Source organism: Streptomyces sp. NPDC088794, assembly GCF_044750545.1.
Taxonomy (GTDB): domain Bacteria; phylum Actinomycetota; class Actinomycetes; order Streptomycetales; family Streptomycetaceae; genus Streptomyces.
This window is the reverse complement of the sequence record NZ_JBIVKB010000014.1, coordinates 211,463-229,070: the sequence shown is the minus strand read 5'-3', so window position 1 is coordinate 229,070 and position 17,608 is coordinate 211,463. Positions and strand designations below refer to the sequence as shown.

Genomic DNA, 17,608 nt, shown 5'->3' with positions numbered 1-17,608 from the left:
TTGCTGGAAACATAAGGGGCTCACTCGCGCATCAGCACGACCAGGTCGGCGTCGTGATCGCCGCTCCAGGCGAACGGCAGCCCGTGGTGCAGCAGATGCGCTCCGCTGTACGTCGTCCCCGTCGCCGTGTCCCGGTAGCGTGCCGCGGCGTCCAGCCCCCGCAGCCGGAGCCGGCTCGCCCGCCCCGGCACGAGCGGGGCGCCGTCGAGACGCCCGGTGCTCAGCGCGGCGACGACCGTACGCTCGCCGAGGTCGTACTGCACCCCGCAGCTCGGCTCCTCCGGCGTGCCGAGGAGCCGTGCCTCGCCGTGGTGGATCACGTCCCGCACGTCCTTGTACCGGGCGATCCACCGGGCCGCCTCGGCCCGCTGCTCCGGCGTCCACTCGCGCAGGTCGGCGCCGATGCCCAGCACTCCGCACATGGCGTTGACGAAGCGGAAGGCGAGGCTGCGCGGGCGCGGATCGAAGACGCCGGGCGCGTCGGTGACCCAGGAACTCATGACGTGCGGGGCGTGCGCGTGCAGGAAGCCGTACTGGATGGCGAGCCGGTCCAGCGGAGCGGTGTTGTCGCTGGGCCACACCACGTCGGTGCGCGCGATGGTCGCGTGCTCGATCCGCCCGCCGCCGCCCGCACAGCCCTCGACGGTGACGTCGGGGTGGGCGGACCGGAGGTGGTCCAGGACGCGCAGGTATCCGGCGACGTGCTCGGCGTCGAGGTCGACCGGGCCGGCGCCGGGCCGCCCGCGCTCGGTGGGCGGGCGGTTCATGTCCCACTTGAGGTAGCTGATGTCGTACGTGCCGAGCAGCCGGTCGAGCGTCCCGATCACGAAGTCCTGGACGTCGGTCCGGCCGAGGTCGAGAAGGAGCTGGTTGCGGACGAGCCGACGGGGGCGGCCCTCGATCCGGTAGACCCACTCCGGGTGTTCGGCGTACAGCCGGCTCTTGGGACTCACGGCCTCGGGCTCGACCCAGAGGCCGAAGTCCAGGCCCAACGCCCTTACGTCCGCCACGAATTGGTCGAAGCCCTGCGGGAACGCGGCCGGGTCCGGCCACCAGTCGCCCAGTCCCCCGGTGTCGTCGTGCCGTCCGGTGAACCAGCCGTCGTCCACGACGAACAGCTCGGCGCCGATGTCGGCGGCGGTCTTCGCCAGCTCCAGTTGGCCGGCCGCCTCGACGTCGAAGCCGGTGGCCTCCCAGGAGTTGTAGAGGACCTTGCGCGGGCGGTGCAGCCGCTCGCCGGTGAGCCGGCGTTCGTAGCGGTGCCAGACGCGCGAGAGCCCGTCGAGGCCCTCCGGACTGAAGGCGCAGGCGAGTTGGGGCGTGGTGAGGGTCTCCCCAGGTGCGAGCAGGGCCACCCCCTCGTGCGGCACCCGGCCTGCCCGCACTCGTACGAAGCCGCCGGGCGCGGCCTCCGCTGTGATGTGCCAGTTGCCGGGCCAGGCGAGGGCGATCCCGTACGCGGCCGGCGAGTCGCCGTCCTGCACCGCGAGCCAGGGCGCGTACGCGTGACCGGGCACGCTCTGGAGGCTACCGATGCTGAACGTGCCTCTGGGCAGGTCGAGTTGGGTGCGCTGGAACTCCTGCGACCACTGACCCGTGAGGTACGTCAGCCGGGCGACATCGGAGACGGGGACGGTCACGGCGGCCGAGTCGAGGCGCTCCAGGCGCAGTTCCCGCGTGGCGGTGAACTCGGTCCAGCGCAGGATCACGTCCGTGTCCGGCACGGTCTCGTAGCGCAGGACGGTCCGCAGGCCCACCTGCTCGTCCTGGAAGGCGAGTCGCAGCGAACCCTCGCTCGCCTCCGCCCCCGCGAACTCCCACCACACGCCCCGGTCGTCCCCGTCCGGAGTGGACGCCACCAGCTCCGATCCGGTGAACGGCCGCAGCCCGTACGGCAGATACTCGGCCGGTGCCGCGTCGGCGGGGGTGATGAAGTGCGTGCGCCTGGACCAGTCCAGGGCGGACGGGCCGTCCTCGACGCCGAGCGGCCCCCAGGCGTCGAGTTCGGCCCAGGGGCCGTCCGGGGACAGGCGCACGGTGTAGCTGCTGTTCTCCGTGCGCAGGGTCCAGCGCTGGTAGGTCACTTGACCGCTCCGAGGTTGAGTCCGGCCACGAAATGCCGCTGGAAGCGCAGGAACACGGCGACCGTGGGCGCGGCGGCGATGACGGAACCGGCCGCGATGACATTCCACATCGACACGTACTGTCCTTGCAGTCCGATGAGCGCCGCGGTGATCGGCATCTTGGTGTCGCTGCGCAGGACGGTGATCGCCCAGAGCAGGTCGTTGAAGATCCAGGTGAAGGACAGGGCGCTGAGCGCGGCCAGGGCGGGCCTGGTCAGCGGGAGGATGATCCGCCAGAAGATCTGCCAGGGGCCCGCGCCGTCGACGACCGCCGCCTGCTGGATCTCCACCGGGATCGACCGCATGAACCCGTGCAGCACGAAGACGTAGAAGCCGACGCCGAAGCCGATCTGCACGCCGATGAGCGCGGGCAGGGTGTCGTAGATGCCCATCACTTCACTGAGCTTGGACACCGGGATGAGCAGGATCTGCGGGGGCAGCAGGTTGCCGCCGAGCATGAGGAGCAACAGCGAGCGCCGGAAGGGGACTTCGTAGCGGCTGAGGGCGAACGCGGCCATCGCGGCGAGGGCCAGCGTAACCAGGACGCAGGGGATCGTGACGACCAGGCTGTTGATGAGGGCGCGCTGCTGGCCGCCGTCGACCCAGGCCTGGCTGAAGTTGCCGAAGGTGAAGGAGTGCGGCCAACTGCCCAGGCCGTGGGCGGCGATGTCGTCGAAGGAGCGCAGGCTGGTCACCACGACCAGGGCGATGGGCAGCAGCCACAGGATCGCCAGCGCACCGGCGCCGAGGTGGAATCCGGCGGTGGCGGCCCGCCTGCGGCGCAGGGCGGTGGAGTTGGCGGACATCAGTCGGCCTCCCTGAACGCGCGGACGAGGTAGGAGCAGATGACGCCGAAGGCCAGCACGAAGATGACGACGGCGAGCGCGGAGCCGTAGCCGAGGCGCAGGGACTGGAAGGCGGTCGAGTACATGTAGGTGCTCAGCAGCTCGGACGAGTGGTAGGGGCCGCCGCGGGTCAGGGACCACACGACGTCGAAGGAGCGCAGCGAGTCGATGACGATGACCGACAGAACGACCGCGTTGACGCTGCGCAGTTGGGGCAGGGTGACGTGCCGGAAGCGCTGCCAGGCGGTCGCGCCGTCGACCTTCGCGGCCTCGTACAGGGCGGGGTCGATGCCCTTGAGGCCGGCCAGGTAGAGGACCATGACGTAGCCGATCTGGCGCCACAGCGCGGGCACGATCACCGCGTACAGGGCGGTGTCCTGGTCGGCGAGCCAGGCGTGGCGCAGGCTGCCGAGGCCGACGGATTCCAGGAGTTGGTTCAGGACGCCGTCGGGCTGGTAGATCGCCTGCCAGACCAGGGCGGTGGCGACCAGGGAGAAGACGACCGGCAGGAAGAGGGCCGCGCGGTAGAACCCGACGCCGCGCCGCTCCTGCTGGAGCAGCAGCGCGGCGGCGAGGCCGAGCAGGGCGGACAGGCCGCCGAAGAGGACGAGCCACAGGACGGTGTGGCCGGTGGCGCTGCGGAAGACCTCGTCGTGGGCCATCTCCCGGAAGTTGTCCAGGCCGACGAAGCGCGGTGCGGAGACGCCGTCCCAGCTCGTGAGGGCGAGGTAGAAGCCCTGGAGCGCGGGCCAGAACACCCACACCGCTTCGGCCAGGAGCGGGACCAGGACGAAGGCGAGCACCATCGGGGGTGTGCGCCGGGGCCCCCGGACCCGCTTGCCCTTGACGGGCGTGCGGGCCGGGGACTTCCGTTCGGGTGCGGTCAGGACTGCCATGTCAGGCGTTCCAGATCTTCTCGGCGTCGCGCTGCCAGTCGGTGAGGATGCTCCCGATCGACTTGGGCTTGGCCAGGAACTTGGTCAACGCGTTGTCGGCGGTGGGCTGGAGGGCGTCGCTGGAGTCCCGGTTGAAGAACTGGGTGATCTCGGCCGCCTCGTCGATGTGCTTGCGGCCCTTGATGACCAGCGGGGTGCCGGCGTCCTTCGCGTCGGGGTTGCAGGGCAGCACGGTGCCGGAGGAGCCCTTGATGTAGATCTCCTGGGCCTCGGCGGTGGCGAGGTACTTCATCAGGTCGGCGACCTGGTCCTCGCGACCGGTGCGGGCGCTGGCGAAGTAGCCGTCGACGGGCGCCTCTTCGGCGAGCGGGATCTTGGAGTCGATGACCGGGAACCGGAAGAAGTCGATGTCGTCCAGGGCGTCCTTGGGGGCCGCGTCGGCGAAGAAGGTGCCGATGAGCATCATGCCGCTGCGGCCGTTGAGCAGCGAGGTCGTCGCGTCCTGGAAGGCGACGGCGGTGCCGTTGGGGTCGAAGTACGGCAGCACCTCCTGCCAGCGGTCGAAGACCTTGCGTACCTCGGGGTCGTCGAACCGGTGCTTTCCGGCGAGGAGTTCACGGTGGTACTGGGCGCCGTTGATCCGGATGTCCAGGTAGTCGAACCAGGCGGACGCGACCCAGGGGGTGTTGCCGCCCGCGCCGAGTCCGATCGGGGTGACGCCCTTGCTCTTGAGCTTGTCGCACAGGTCGAGGAAGTCGTCCCAGCTCTTGGGCTCGCTCACGCCCCACTTGGCGAAGTTGGACTTGCGGTAGAACATGCCCCACCAGTAGTAGGTGTTGGGCACGAAGACCTTCTTGCCGGAGCTCGCGGTGCAGAGCGTGTTGAGCGCCTTGCTGTACTTCTTGAGGTCGGGCGAGGAGCTCCACACCTCGTCGAGGTCGAGGAGCAGGTTCTTCTTGGCGTAGGCGTCCGCCACCGAGCCGGGGTACCAGGTGTACACGTCCGGCGGGTTGGCCGAGGTGAGGTAGGTCGGCAGCTGGGTGCGGAAGGTCTCCGCGGCGACCGTGTTGAGGCTCGCCTTGCCGGAGCCCTGCTTGGCGTAGGCGGCGACGACGTCCTCCATCGCGGCCTTGGCCTGCGGGGCGGACACGTTGGACTGGAGGGTGACCGCGCCCTTCGAGGAGCTCTTGCCGGTGGAGGTGGAGGTGACGCAGCCGCTGAGCAGTGCCGCGGTGCCGGCGGCACCGAGTCCGCCGAGGAAGAGGCGTCGGCTGGGCAGTTGGTTGACCATGATTGATTCCTAATTTATTTGAATTCGGTCCGGTGCAGATAGCCGTCCACTCCGCGGAACACCGCGTCGACGGAGCCGTCGGGCCCCGCGACCACACCCAGCGCCCCGTCGAAGGCGGCGCTCGGGAACTCCTGTCGCTTGCTCCAGCCCTGCCAGGCACCGTCGGCGTACCGCTGCTGCCAGAGCGTGTAGTCCGCGGCCCGCGCGTACAGCACGACCGCGTCCCCGACGGCGACCAGCGTCGGACTGCCGCTGACCGTCCCGCCGAGCGAGGTCCACGCCGACCACTGGCCCGAGGTGTCGCGCGACCGCGTCCAGATGTCGTCCACGGCGGTGCGTACGGCGACGTGGACGCGCCCCTGCGCGTCGACGACGGCGGACGGACGCCCGTACGTGGGGCGGTCGTCGGGCGCGCCGAGCGACGACCACCCGGACACCGGTCCGCGCTGGGTGATCAGGCCGTCGGCGCCGCGTGCGACGAGCGTCCAGTGCGCGGGGTCGGTGAAGGCGACGGTCGGCGCGTCGGTCAGCCGGCCGCCGAGGCTCTGCCAGGCGCTCCAGTGCCCGTGCTCGTAGACGCGCCGGTAGGCCCGGGAGTCGGCACCCCGCACGAAGACGTCGATGCGGCCGCCCGCGGAGGCGTACGCGGCGGGCTGGCCCAGGATCCTGCCCTGCGCGGGGCCACCGAGGTCACGGGTGCGGCCGTTGTCGGTGCGCTGCACGAGGGAGCCGTGCGGCCCGCGGGAGAAGGTGGTCAGTCCGGAGCCGTCACGCACGGCGGCCGGGCTGGCCGTGGTCTTCTCGCCGAGGTCGGTGCCGGGCAGGTCGTCGGTGCCGGTCAGCTTGAGGAACGCGGTGCCGTGGGCGGGGACTTCGACGGTGTAGGAGCCCGTGTGCGTGCCCTTGTCCGCCCGTGCCCGCAGGTCGCGTACCTGGACATGACCGCCGAGCCCGGCGTCCGCGAACCGCACGGTCCGCTGGGCGGGTCGGTCGGACCGGTTGAGCAGCACGACCGCGCGCCGGCCGTGTCCGTCCAGCACCTTGCTGTACACGTCCCCGACCGAGTCCGAGGCCACCCGCACGCCCTGGATCGCGAGGGGGTCCTGGTCGACGGCGATGATCTCCGGGTTGCGGAGGGTCTTCAGCATCGAGTCGGACAGGGTGCGCGGGTCGGAGCCGAGGACGAGCGGTGAGCCCATCTCGGCCCACATGACGAACTGGCTGGTGGACTCCTCCTGCGTCAGCTCGTATGTCCCGTCGGCCATCCTGCGCATGGGGATCAGGTAGTCCGGGTCGTTGTAGTGACCGGGTCCCTGCGCCTCGGGGTGCCAGGCGTTGGCGTCCATGTTGCGCAGCACGTTGGGCCACTGACCGGGGCTCGCGGTGCCCCAGGCGATGTCGGTGCCGGTGCGCCAGGAGTCGGCGGCGGTCGGGGCGTACACGTACGTGTTGTGCGCGTCCTGCTCGGGGGTGTGCGGCAGGCCCCAGTCGTCGGTGAGCGGGTTGCACAGGTTCAGCAGCATCTTGCGGCCGGACTTGGCGACCGCGTCGCTGAACTCCTTGAAGGCCGGGCCCGGATCGAGCGCGGCGCCGATCCCGCACAGGAAGTCGACCTTGATCGCGTCGACCTTCCAGCCCGCGAACTGCCGCGCGTCCTGGTCGTAGTGGCCGCGGCTGCCGAGCCCGCAGCTCTTGCCGCCGTCGTAGGTGCCGGCGTCGGTGTAGATGCCCGCGCGCAGTCCGCGCTTGTGCAGATAGGAGACGAGTGCCGGGATCCCGGAGGGGAAGCGGTCCGGGTTGGCCACCAACCGGCCCTGTGCGTCACGGGGGTTGTCGGCCTGCCAGCCGCCGTCCAGCCACACGATGTCGTAGCCGCTGTCGCGCAGACCGCTGCCGACCAGCCTGTCGGCGACCGAGCGCACATCCTTCTCGGTGGGCGCGCCGAGCCCGTAGTAGGTGTTCCAGCCCATGTAGGGCGTCGGGGCGAGACCGCTGTCGTAGTACGCGGGGGCGCCCTGGTCCACGGCGCCCCGCGCCGAGGCCTCGGGGGTCTGCGCCGAAGCCGCGGGTGCCTGCGCCATCGCCGTGGGAGCCGCGGTCACGGCGAGCACCGTCGCGATCGCGGCGGCCGTGCCGGCTCGGCGCCCGAGTCTGTGGCCTGCGGCCTTGCGGCCTTGCGGGTGTGAGGTCACGTGCCTCTCCGGTGGTTGGGAAGCGGACGGCGTGATACGTGGCCGCCCCCATGACGGCGGCCTCGACGTCACGGCGACGACTGTGGCGTGCGGCCGAAACCTTGTCAATATTAATTACTAATTTATTCTGAGAGGCCTGGTGCGACCGCCGGAAACCTTGACAGCCCACCCCCGCGGGTGCAGTGTTTGGCAACGTTGTCAGAGCCGCACTGGCAACGTTGTCAGCAGGCTGCCCCCGTGCTCGCCCGCGCCCTGAACTTCCCTGATCGGAGCCGCATTTCATGTCGGATCAGTTGTCCAGACCCTCGCGCCGCACCCTCCTCTCCACCGGCTCCGCCCTGCTGGCCGGCTTCGGCCTCGGCATGACCTCGACCACCGACGCCTTCGCGACCGGATCCGGACAGGCGAGCCGGCCGGTGACACCGGGCGAGCTGGCCGGATATCGGCCCGTCACCGTCTCCTCGACCGACTACGCGCCCACCCCGGCGGAGTTCGTGGTCGACAGGGTGACGTCCACCGGCGTGCGCGGCACGGGCTGGCGCGCGGCGGCCGGAGACCCCCAGTGGATCTCGGTCGACCTCCAGGCCCTGTGCGAGGTCGACTCGGTCCACCTCACCTTCGAAGCGACCGCGGACGACCCGGCGTTCACCGAGTCGACCAGCGGCAGCCCGCGCAACGACACGACCGGCCAGGAGATCCTCTCCAGCTGCGCGGTCGACTACGTCGTCGAGACCTCGCGGGACAACAAGGCCTGGACGACGGTGTACAGCACCACCTCCGGCAAGGGCGGGGTCGTGGAGATCGCCCTGGCCAAGCCGGTCAGCGCCCGCTGGGTCCGCATGACGGTGCGCAAGCGCTCCAACACCAACCCGCTCGGCCTCAACGGCTTCCAGGTGTACGGCACCTGCCGCACCGCCCGCCACGAGGCCACGGGCTGGACCGACTGGGGCACCAACCACCGCACTCCCCCGGCACTCAAGGTCGCCGAGGACGGCACCGTCCCGCTGGAGTCCGGCTGGGACCTGACGATGGACGACTGGGCCGCCGGTGACGGCGCCGCCCTGTCCAAGTCCTCGGCGGACACGAGCCGTTGGCTGCCGGCGACGGTCCCCGGCACGGTCACGACCTCGCTCGTCGACCAGGGTCATCTGCCCGACCCGGTGGCCGGATTCAACAACCTCCATGTCCCGGAGGCCCTTTCGCGCCACTCCTGGTGGTACCGGCGCGAGTTCCACCTCCCCAAGGGTCTGCGCACCGGCGCCGGACGCCACATCTGGCTGGAGTTCGACGGGGTCAACCACAAGGCGGACGTCTGGCTCAACGGCAGCTCCGTCGGCGAGGTCGCCTTCACCTTCGCCCGCGCCGCCTTCGACGTCACCAAGCTCCTGGCGGCCGGCGGCGACGCGCAGGCCCTCGCCGTGCGGATCACGCCGATGCCGTTCCCGGGCAGCCCGGGCGACAAGGGCCCCGCCGGTCTCGCGTTCGTCGACGCCGGCGCAAACATGATGAACCGCAACTCCCCGACGTATCTGGCCTCTTCGGGCTGGGACTGGATGCCCGCGGTCCGCGACCGGGCGGCCGGCATCTGGAACCACGTCCGGCTGCGCTCCACCGGCGCCGCGGTCATCGGCGACCCGCGCGTGGACACCCGGCTGCCCGACCTCCCGGACACGGGCACCGCCGAACTGACCATCACCGTGCCGGTGAAGAACGCGGACACCGCCGACCGGAAGGTGACCGTCTCCGCGGCCTTCAAGGGCGTACGCCTCACCAAGACGGTCACGATCGCCGGCGGCGCGACCACCGACGTGGTCTTCGCCCCCGCCGACAACCCCGAACTCCGTCTGCGCAACCCGGCGTTGTGGTGGCCCAACGGCTACGGCGAGGCCACCCTGCACGACCTCACCCTCACCGCCTCCGTCGGCGGCGCGGAGAGCGACCGGCGCACGACCCGCTTCGGGATACGTCAGTTCGGCTACGAGTACGAGGTGCCGCTCACCTTCCAGAAGGGCGGCGACTCCTACGCCCAGACGGTGAACTTCACCCGCCGCACGGCGCGTTACGTGCGGATCCTGTGCCGTACCCGGGCCACGAACTGGGGTTCGTCGATGTGGGCGCTGTCCGTCGTGGACAGCCTGGCCCAGGACAACGACCTCGCGCTCGGGAAGACGGCGACCTCCTCCTCCGTGGACGACCCCGGCAACAAGCCGGGCAACGCGACCGACGGGGACGCGGGCACCCGCTGGTCCTCGTCCTTCGAGGACGACCAGTGGATCCGCGTCGACCTCGGCTCCTCGGTCTCCTTCGACCGGGTCGTCATCACCTGGGAGCAGGCGTACGCGAAGACGTACGCCGTCCAGGTCTCCGACGACGGCGACACCTGGACGGACGCGGCCTCGGTGGACAACACCGCGGTGCCGCTCCCGTTCCGCGCCGGTGGCGAGGCAAGCATCCAGAGCGTGGACATCGACGCGCAGAGCGCCCGGTATCTGAGGGTCTTCTGCCGTGAGCGAGCGACGGGTTACGGCTCCTCGATGTGGGCCCTGTCGGTCGTGAACAGCGCGTCACCGGACACCGACCTGGCGCTGCACCGGACGGCGACCTCGTCCGCCGACGAGAACTCGGGCAACGGGCCCGGCAACGCCACCGACGGCGACCCGGGCACCCGCTGGTCCTCCTCCTACGAGGACAACCAGTGGATCCGCGTCGACCTCGGCTCGACCGTGTCCTTCGACCGGGTGGTCATCACCTGGGAGGCGGCCTACGCCAAGAAGTACACGATCCAGGTCTCCGACAACGGCGACGACTGGACCGACGTGAAGTCCGTCGACAACTCCACCAAGCCGTTGAAGATCAGCGTGAACGGCACCCGGGTCTTCTGCCGGGGCGGCAACTGGGGCTGGGACGAACTGCTGCGCCGGATGCCGAAGGCCCGCATGGACGCGGCCGTGCGGATGCACCGGGACATGAACTTCACGATGATCCGCAACTGGGTCGCCTGCAGCAACCGCGAGGAGTTCTACGCCAGTTGCGACGAGCACGGCATTCTGGTGTGGAACGACTTCCCCAACGCGTGGGGGATGGACCCGCCGGACCACAAGGCGTTCCTGGACACCGCGCAGGACACCGTGCGCCGGTACCGGATCCACCCGAGCGTCGTGGTGTGGTGCGGCGCCAACGAGGGCAACCCGCCCGCGGCGGTCGACGACGGCATGCGGGCGGCGGTGCGCGCCGAGGCGCCCGACCTGCTCTACCAGAACAACTCCGCGGGCGGGATCGTCTCCGGCGGCGGCCCCTACGGCTGGGTCGAGCCGGAGCGCTACGCCTCCGCCGCCACGTACGGCGGTGGCGTCTTCGGCTTCCACACCGAGATCGGCATGCCGGTGGTGTCGACGGCCGAGACGCTGCGCAACCTCGTCGGCGACGAGCCCGAGTGGCCGATCGGCGGCGCCTGGTACTACCACGACTGGAGCACCCGAGGGAATCAGGCACCGCAGAACTACCGTGCCGCGATCGAATCCCGCCTGGACACCACAACCGGTCTGGAGGACTTGGCCCGCAAGGCGCAGTTCGTCAACTACGAGAACCACCGCGCCATGTTCGAGGCCTGGAACGCCAACCTGTGGGAGGACGCCAGCGGCTTGATGCTCTGGATGTCCCACCCCGCCTGGTACAGCACGGTGTGGCAGACCTACGACTACGACTTCGACGTCAACGGCGCCTACTACGGCTCCCGCAAGGCGAGCGAGCCCGTCCACGTCCAGGCGGACTCGGCGAGCGGCAAGGTGATCGCGGTCAACCACACGCCCAAGGCGATCAAGGGTGCCACGGTCTCCGCCCGCTACTACGACCTGACGGGTCGTCAACTCGCCGCCGAGCAGCGCAAGAAGGTCGACATCGAGTCCTCCGCGACGGCGAGCGCGTTCACGGTGGGCAGGGACGGCCTCCCGGACTTCCACCTGCTCCGGGTGCGCCTCACGGACGCGCGCGGCGCGTTGCTGTCCGAGAACACGTACTGGCGCTACAAGAACCCGCAGGACATGCGGGCGCTCAACTCCGCGGCGCGCACCCGTGTTTCGGTCGACATCACCGACACGGACCACTCGGGCTCCCGCCACGGCCTCACCGCACGGCTGACCAACCGCGGTTCGTCGGTCGCGTCGATGGTGCGCGTCTCGCTCCTCGACGCGAAGTCGGGCGACCGGGTGCTGCCCACCCTCTACAGCGACAACTACCTGTGGCTGCTGCCGGGTGAGTCCCGCACCGTCACCGCGTCCTGGCCGGCGGAAGCTCCGGGCGGGTCCCGGCCGAAGCTGCGGGTGGAGGGATACAACGTGCCTACGGCCACGGCGAGGCCGTAGGACAGGATCCGGCCGTGGTCAGGGCGGTCGGAACGTAGGAGTCGAGGGCCCGGCAGTCCCGCCCGGCCCTCGACTTCGTGCTGCCGCACGGCGCCGGGCGAAGGGCGCCGTCAGAGACTCGACCGCGGACTGACCAGTCCCGTCTCGTAGGCCACGACCACCGCCTGGGCGCGGTCGCGCAGGGTGAGTTTGGTGAGGATGCGGGAGACGTGGGTCTTGACGGTGGCCTCGGACAGGTGGAGGCGGGTGGCGAGTTCGGCGTTGCTGAGGCCCTCGGCGAGCAGCCGGAGCACGTCGAGTTCGCGCGGGGTCAGGGCCGCCAGGTCGCGGTGCAGGGAGGCCGACGCGGCGCTGGGGCGGGCGAAGCGTTCGACGAGGCGGCGGGTGATGGCGGGGGCGAGCAGCGCGTCCCCGGCCCGTACCGTGCGGACGGCGGCGACGAGTTGCTCGGGTGTGACGTCCTTGAGAAGGAAGCCGCTGGCTCCGGCGGACAGCGCCGCGTACACGTAGTGGTCGAGGTCGAAGGTGGTGAGCATGACCACGCGGGGCGCGTCCGTGGCCCCCTCCAGGATGCGTCGGGTGGCCTCCAGTCCGTCCATGTCGGGCATCCGGATGTCCATCAGGACCACGTCAGGCAGGGTGCGCCGGACCGCCGCCACGGCCTCTCCCCCGTCGGCCGCCTCGGCGACCACCTCGATGCCGTGGGCGCCGAGGATCAGCCGGAAGCCGGTGCGCACCAGGGCCTGATCGTCGGCGACGACGACCCGCAGGGGCGGGTTCATGGATGCTCCAGTCTCATGGGTGCCGCCATCTCCCGGTAGCTCCGACTTCACTGGTGCCGCAGGGGGATGAGGGCGTGCACGCGGTAACCGCCCAGGGGGCGCGGGCCGGTGCGCAGGGTGCCGCCGTGGACGGCGAGGCGTTCGCGCAGGCCGATCAGTCCGCGTCCGTTGCCGGTGGCCGCGGCGGGGGCGGGCGGGCCACCGGTGTCGCTGATCTCCACGTCCAGGTCCTCGGCGCCGTACGCGACCCGCACGCTCGCCTTCGCGCCGGTCGCGTGCTTGACCGTGTTGGTCAGAGCCTCCTGAACCACGCGGTAGGCGGCGAGTTCGACGCCCGGTGACAGTTCGGCGGGTGCCGTTCCGGTCACGGTCAGCTCGACCGGCAGTCCGGCGGCGCGCATCCGCCCGACGAGGGCGTCCAGTTGACCGAGGCCGGGCTGCGGCCCCAGGCACAGCTGACCGGGGTCGTCCGTGTCGTCGACGTCCGGCGTGAGCAGGCCCATGACCTGCCGCAGCTCCCCCATCGCCGCCCGGCCGCCCGTCTCGACCGCGAGCAGCGCCTCGCGCGCCTCCTCGGGCGAACTCTCCATGATCGTGCGGGCGGCGCCGGCCTGGATGACCATCACGCTGACGTTGTGCGTGACGACATCGTGCAACTCCCGCGCGATCCGGGCGCGTTCGAGCTCGACGGCCCGGCGCAGCGCCTCTGCCTGCTCGTGCTCCACGGCCGTCAGCCGGCTCCGGGTCTCGGCGGCCCGGCGCCGCCAGGTCCGCAGCCCGACGGCGGCGATGACGAGCGGCACGGACAGCAGCAACGGCACGTACTGGGTCGGCACGGTGGGCTGTGTGGTCGCGAGGTCGGGCGGGACGGGGTACGGGAGCGGATACGCGTAGGGATAGGGCCGGTCGCCGCCGCCCGAGGGCAGGCCGATCAGCGCGACCGCACCCACCAGACTCACCAACGTGCCCGCCCGGTAAGGGCTGTAGGCCGCCGCGGAGTAAGCGGCGACGACGCACTGGTAGAAGGTGATCCGGGCGACGCTGTCCGGGGTGAGCGCGGTCGCCGTCATGACGATCCACAGCACGGTCAGCGGGTAGCGGCGGCGCAGCGCGAGCGCTCCCGAGGCCACGAGGACCAGGTCGAGCAGGCCCACCATGCTGTGCCCGTGCGACTGTTCGTACCCGTCGCCCATCGTGAACTGCACCGACAGCACGGCCAGGACCAGCGCCAGCGCCCCGTCGGCGAGCCGGTCGCGCCGGCTCGGCACGGGCAGCGGACCGGTCGGCCGCAGCAACGCCCCGGCGCCGACGCGCAGTCGGCCCGGCATGCCGTGTCCCACCCGCTCCCACACCGTCACCGGCCCATTCTCCCGAGCGTGCGGCACGGCGGGAATCCCTCCGCAGACCTGGCCGAGTACATCCGGCGCGTACATCTCAGGGATGACACCGCCCGCCATGGTCCGCACGCGGTACGGCGATTACCCCCGGCGGCCGTCGTGCCCGCACCGCCTCCGTTCCTAGCGTCGTCGCATCCGATACGAGAACGCCCTCGCCGTCGCGGCGAGGGCCGAGGGAGTGGGCCATGAGCACACCCGTGATCGACCTGCACGAGGTCGGCCGCCGCTACGACGCAGGACCACCGGCGCTGCGGGAGGCGTCGCTGACCGTACGGGCCGGGGAGGCGGTCGCGATCCTGGGGCCGTCGGGCAGCGGCAAGTCGACGCTGCTCAACCTGGTCGCGGGCCTGGACCGGCCGGACGAGGGGACGGTCACCGTGGACGGCGTCCGCGTGGACCGGCTCGGCGAGGCGGCCGCGGCGCGCTATCGACGTACGAAGGTCGGCATGGTGTTCCAGTTCTTCAACCTGCTCGACGATCTGACGGTCGCCGACAACGTACTGCTGCCCGCGCGTCTTGCGGGCCTCGGCCGGCGCGAGGCGCAGCGCCGGGCCGACGATCTGCTGGAGTCGCTCGGCATCGCCCGGCACGCGCAGACCTACCCGGGCAGGCTCTCCGGCGGTGAGCGGCAACGGGTCGCGGTGGCGCGGGCCCTGATGAACCGTCCGCCGCTGCTGCTGGCCGACGAGCCGACCGGCGCGCTGGACTCCGCGTCCGGGGAGGACGTGTGCCGGCTGCTGCGGGAGCTCAACGACGAGGGGCAGACGGTGGTCGTGGTCACCCACGACCTGGCGCTGGCCCGGTCGTGCACGCGCCGCACCGTCCATCTCGTCGACGGCCGGATCACCTCCGACGCCGCGACCGGGACGGACACCGGCGCGACCGCGGAGTCGGTCCGATGAGCGCGCTGGTCCGGGTCGTCCGCGTGGGTATGGCCCGGCGCCGGGTGCAGACCCTGGTGATCGGTCTGGCGACCCTGCTGGCGGTGGCGGCGTCCGTGCTGGCCGGGTCGCTGCTGGTGGCGTCGGAGGCACCGTTCCAGAAGGCCTTCGACCGTCAGCACGGGGCGCACCTGGCCGTGGGGTTCGACGCGGACAAGGTCACCGAGGCGCAGGCGGAGGCGTCGGCACAGGCCGACGGAGTCGAGGCCTCCGCCGGGCCCTTCCCCACCGCCTCGGTGGGCCTGGGCGTCAACGCGCAGGCCACCGTGCCCCTGACCCTCGTCGGCCGCTCGACCGCCGGCGGCGCCGTCGACAAGGTGGACGTGACCGAGGGTCGCTGGGTGGCGAAGCCCGGCGAGATCGTCCTGTCGGCGGACGCGGGCCCCTCCATGCGGCTGGGCCAGCGGGTGACCTTCCCCGACCAGCCCGGCAGCCCGACGCTGACGGTGGTCGGGTTGGCCCGCTCGGTCAGCCGCACCGCCGACGGCTGGGTGCTGCCCGCCGAGATCGCCGACCTCACGGCGTCCGGCGAACCGGACGGCTACCAGATGCTCTACCGCTTCACCCACGCGGCCACTTCGGCGCAGATCACCCGCGACCGGGCCGCGGTCGCCGCGACGGTACCGGCGAAGTCCCTCACGGGCACGCAGTCCTGGCTGTACGTCAAGAAGGTGGCCACCCGCGAGACCTCGCTGTTCGTGCCCTTCCTGGTCGCGTTCGGCGTCCTCGGCCTGGTCATGTCGGTGCTGATCGTCGGCAACGTGGTCGCGGGCGCGGTGGCCACCGGCATCCGGCGCATCGGCGTCCTCAAGGCCGTCGGCTGCACGCCCGGTCAGGTCGTCCGGGCCTGCGCGGGCCAGGCCGTGCTGCCGGCCGCGGTCGGCGCGGTCCTCGGCACGGTCGCGGGCCACCTGCTCGCCGTACCGCTGCTGTCCGAGACGGAGGACGCCTACGGCACGACCGGGCTCGGCGTGGAGGTGTGGGTGGACGTGCTGGTGGTCGGCGGGGTGCTGGCGGTGGTCGCGGCCACGGCCTGCGCGAGCGCCTGGCGGGCCGGCCGGCTGCGTACGGTCGACGCGCTGTCCGTGGGCCGTACGCCCGCTCCGGGCCGGGGCCGGCGGGCGGCCCGGCTCACCGCGCGGCTCCCGCTGCCGCGGCCGGTCGGTCTGGGCCTGGCCCAGCCGTTCGCCCGTCCCGCGCGCACCCTCTCGATGGTGGCGGCGGTCGCGTTCGGCGCGGCGGCGGTCACCTTCGCCACCGGCCTGTCGTCCTCGCTCGGCGAGGTGATCGCGGCGAAGAACCACAACGCGGCCGAGGTCACCATCGGCGCGCAGGCACCGGGCGGCGGCCCCCAACCCCAGGGACAGGTACGGCAGCGGCGGACGGCCGCCGATCCCGCGAAGGTCGTCTCGGCGATCCGCGACCAGTCGGGCACCCGTCGTTACTACAGCTCCGCGAGCACGGAATCGACCCTGTCGGGCGTGTCCGGGAACGTCACCCTGTTCGCCTTCGACGGTGACGCCTCCTGGGGCGGCTTCCGGATGATCTCGGGACGCTGGCTCGCCGCAAAGGGCGAGGCCGTGGTCGCGAGTACGGTGCTGACCGCGGCCGGTGCCGAGGTCGGGGACACGATCACGCTGAACCTGGACGGCAGGCCGGTGCCGGTGCGGATCGTCGGCGAGGTCTTCGACACCGGCGACGACGGCATGCGCGTCTTCACCGAGCTGAGCACTCTCAAGTCGGCCGCACCGGACCTGACGCCCACCACCTACTCCATCGGTCTGAAGCCGGGCACCGACACGGACGCCTACGTCGACGCGCTCAACGCCGACCTCAAGCCCCTGGGCGTCAGCGCGACGAGCGCCAAGTCCCTGAACGGCAGCGACACCGTCACCGTCCTCAACACCCTCACCGCGTTCCTGACCGCGCTGCTGATCAGCGTCGCCGCGCTGGGTGTCCTGGGCGGGGTCGTCCTGGACACCCACGAACGGGTCCGGGACCTCGGCGTCCACAAGGCCCTCGGTATGACACCCCGCCAGACCGTCACCATGGTCGTCACCTCGGTCGTCCTGCCGGGAGTCGTCGGAGGCGTCCTCGGCGTACCGCTCGGGGTGGCGGTGCACGACGCGGTGCTGCCGGCGATGGGTCACAGCGCCGGACTGCGCCTGCCCGACTCGGTCACCTCCGTCTACGGCGGCCCCGAACTGGTCCTGCTGGCCCTCGCCGGCACGGCCGTCGCCGTCCTCGGCTCGCTGCTGCCGGCCGGCTGGGCGGCCCGGATCCGCGCGGCGACCGCACTGCGCGCGGAGTAGAGACGGCCATGCGATCGAGCCGTGCGATGTGGCCGTGCAACCCCCTCGCAACCTTGCCCGTGCTGCCCTGGTGGCATGGACGAGGACACTCCGCGCGTCGAGCTCACCCCCGCCGCCGCCGACCTGCTGCGCAAGCTGCACGGGACGCACGGCCCCCTGATGTTCCACCAGTCGGGCGGCTGCTGCGACGGCAGCGCGCCCATGTGCTACCCGGAGGGCGAGTTCCGCACCGGGGGCTCGGACGTGCTGCTCGCGGAGCTGGCGGTCGAGGGGGTGCCGGAGCCGGTGACCTTCTGGATGTCGCGCAGCCAGTACGAGGTGTGGAGCCACACGCGGCTGATCATCGACGTCGTAGCGGGTCGCGGCAGCGGTTTCTCGTTGGAGGCGCCCGAGGGGCTGCGTTTTCTCACTCGTTCTCGCGTAGTCGGCGCTTAGGGACCCCGCCGGACACCACCGTCTGATGCACTT

Annotated in this window: 11 protein-coding genes; 4 read left to right on the top strand and 7 right to left on the bottom strand. The window is 71.5% G+C overall.

Translation table 11 applies throughout. The features are described from left to right. Positions 1 to 20: 20 nt before the first annotated feature. From ACIP6U_RS34210 to ACIP6U_RS34190, 5 genes are read right to left on the bottom strand one after another with little or no spacing between them, the layout of a single operon-like run. Positions 21 to 2,084, bottom strand: a complete 2,064-nt coding sequence (locus ACIP6U_RS34210) for an alpha-galactosidase (protein WP_401726013.1) — start codon at positions 2,082 to 2,084, stop codon at positions 21 to 23. Further along, on the bottom strand, positions 2,081 to 2,929 hold the full coding sequence (locus ACIP6U_RS34205) for a carbohydrate ABC transporter permease (RefSeq protein ID WP_401726012.1): 849 nt from the start codon (positions 2,927 to 2,929) through the stop codon (positions 2,081 to 2,083). Before ACIP6U_RS34205 ends, ACIP6U_RS34210 begins: the two co-directional genes overlap by 4 nt. Further along, positions 2,929 to 3,864: a carbohydrate ABC transporter permease gene (locus ACIP6U_RS34200; protein WP_401726010.1), complete on the bottom strand. Its 936-nt coding sequence runs from the start codon at positions 3,862 to 3,864 to the stop codon at positions 2,929 to 2,931. The genes ACIP6U_RS34205 and ACIP6U_RS34200 overlap by 1 nt, the downstream gene beginning before the upstream one ends. Position 3,865: 1 nt before the next feature. Further along, entirely contained in the window at positions 3,866 to 5,155 is a 1,290-nt protein-coding gene (locus ACIP6U_RS34195; RefSeq protein WP_401726008.1) for an ABC transporter substrate-binding protein, read from the bottom strand. 14 nt (positions 5,156 to 5,169) lie between these two features. Further along, on the bottom strand, positions 5,170 to 7,236 hold the full coding sequence (locus ACIP6U_RS34190; protein WP_401726192.1) for a glycoside hydrolase family 27 protein: 2,067 nt from the start codon (positions 7,234 to 7,236) through the stop codon (positions 5,170 to 5,172). Positions 7,237 to 7,628: 392 nt separating this feature from the next. Here ACIP6U_RS34190 and ACIP6U_RS34185 point away from each other — a divergent pair, with 392 nt between their 5' ends. Beyond that, positions 7,629 to 11,708: a discoidin domain-containing protein gene (locus ACIP6U_RS34185; protein WP_401726006.1), complete on the top strand. Its 4,080-nt coding sequence runs from the start codon at positions 7,629 to 7,631 to the stop codon at positions 11,706 to 11,708. A gap of 110 nt (positions 11,709 to 11,818) precedes the next feature. On the opposite strand, the gene ACIP6U_RS34180 is transcribed toward ACIP6U_RS34185, so the two are convergent. Together ACIP6U_RS34180 and ACIP6U_RS34175 are read right to left on the bottom strand one after the other, a co-directional pair. Continuing rightward, the gene (locus ACIP6U_RS34180; RefSeq protein WP_401726004.1) at positions 11,819 to 12,490 is read right to left on the bottom strand and encodes a response regulator; all 672 of its coding nucleotides are present in this window, start codon (positions 12,488 to 12,490) and stop codon (positions 11,819 to 11,821) included. A gap of 47 nt (positions 12,491 to 12,537) precedes the next feature. Then, positions 12,538 to 13,818, bottom strand: coding sequence for a sensor histidine kinase (locus tag ACIP6U_RS34175; RefSeq protein WP_401726190.1), 1,281 nt, complete (start codon positions 13,816 to 13,818; stop codon positions 12,538 to 12,540). A gap of 254 nt (positions 13,819 to 14,072) precedes the next feature. Between ACIP6U_RS34175 and ACIP6U_RS34170 the strand changes: the two genes are divergently transcribed. The 3 genes from ACIP6U_RS34170 to ACIP6U_RS34160 all read left to right on the top strand — a co-directional run bounded on the left by ACIP6U_RS34170 (position 14,073) and on the right by ACIP6U_RS34160 (position 17,575). After that, a complete protein-coding gene (locus tag ACIP6U_RS34170; protein ID WP_401726003.1) occupies positions 14,073 to 14,789 on the top strand; it encodes an ABC transporter ATP-binding protein in 717 nt (238 codons plus the stop codon). Beyond that, positions 14,786 to 17,140: an FtsX-like permease family protein gene (locus ACIP6U_RS34165; protein ID WP_401726001.1), complete on the top strand. Its 2,355-nt coding sequence runs from the start codon at positions 14,786 to 14,788 to the stop codon at positions 17,138 to 17,140. Before ACIP6U_RS34170 ends, ACIP6U_RS34165 begins: the two co-directional genes overlap by 4 nt. A gap of 75 nt (positions 17,141 to 17,215) precedes the next feature. Next, complete coding sequence (locus ACIP6U_RS34160) at positions 17,216 to 17,575, top strand: DUF779 domain-containing protein (protein WP_401725999.1); 360 nt, start codon at positions 17,216 to 17,218, stop codon at positions 17,573 to 17,575. Positions 17,576 to 17,608 lie beyond the last annotated feature (33 nt).

Coding starts and splice junctions, on each gene's coding strand:
- ACIP6U_RS34205 (WP_401726012.1), bottom strand. CDS start 2,929: ATGTCCGCCAACTCCACCGCCCTGCGCCGCAGGCGGGCCGCCACCGCC.
- ACIP6U_RS34200 (WP_401726010.1), bottom strand. CDS start 3,864: ATGGCAGTCCTGACCGCACCCGAACGGAAGTCCCCGGCCCGCACGCCC.
- ACIP6U_RS34195 (WP_401726008.1), bottom strand. CDS start 5,155: ATGGTCAACCAACTGCCCAGCCGACGCCTCTTCCTCGGCGGACTCGGT.
- ACIP6U_RS34190 (WP_401726192.1), bottom strand. CDS start 7,236: ATGGCGCAGGCACCCGCGGCTTCGGCGCAGACCCCCGAGGCCTCGGCG.
- ACIP6U_RS34185 (WP_401726006.1), top strand. CDS start 7,629: ATGTCGGATCAGTTGTCCAGACCCTCGCGCCGCACCCTCCTCTCCACC.
- ACIP6U_RS34180 (WP_401726004.1), bottom strand. CDS start 12,490: ATGAACCCGCCCCTGCGGGTCGTCGTCGCCGACGATCAGGCCCTGGTG.
- ACIP6U_RS34175 (WP_401726190.1), bottom strand. CDS start 13,818: ATGCCGGGCCGACTGCGCGTCGGCGCCGGGGCGTTGCTGCGGCCGACC.
- ACIP6U_RS34170 (WP_401726003.1), top strand. CDS start 14,073: ATGAGCACACCCGTGATCGACCTGCACGAGGTCGGCCGCCGCTACGAC.
- ACIP6U_RS34165 (WP_401726001.1), top strand. CDS start 14,786: ATGAGCGCGCTGGTCCGGGTCGTCCGCGTGGGTATGGCCCGGCGCCGG.
- ACIP6U_RS34160 (WP_401725999.1), top strand. CDS start 17,216: ATGGACGAGGACACTCCGCGCGTCGAGCTCACCCCCGCCGCCGCCGAC.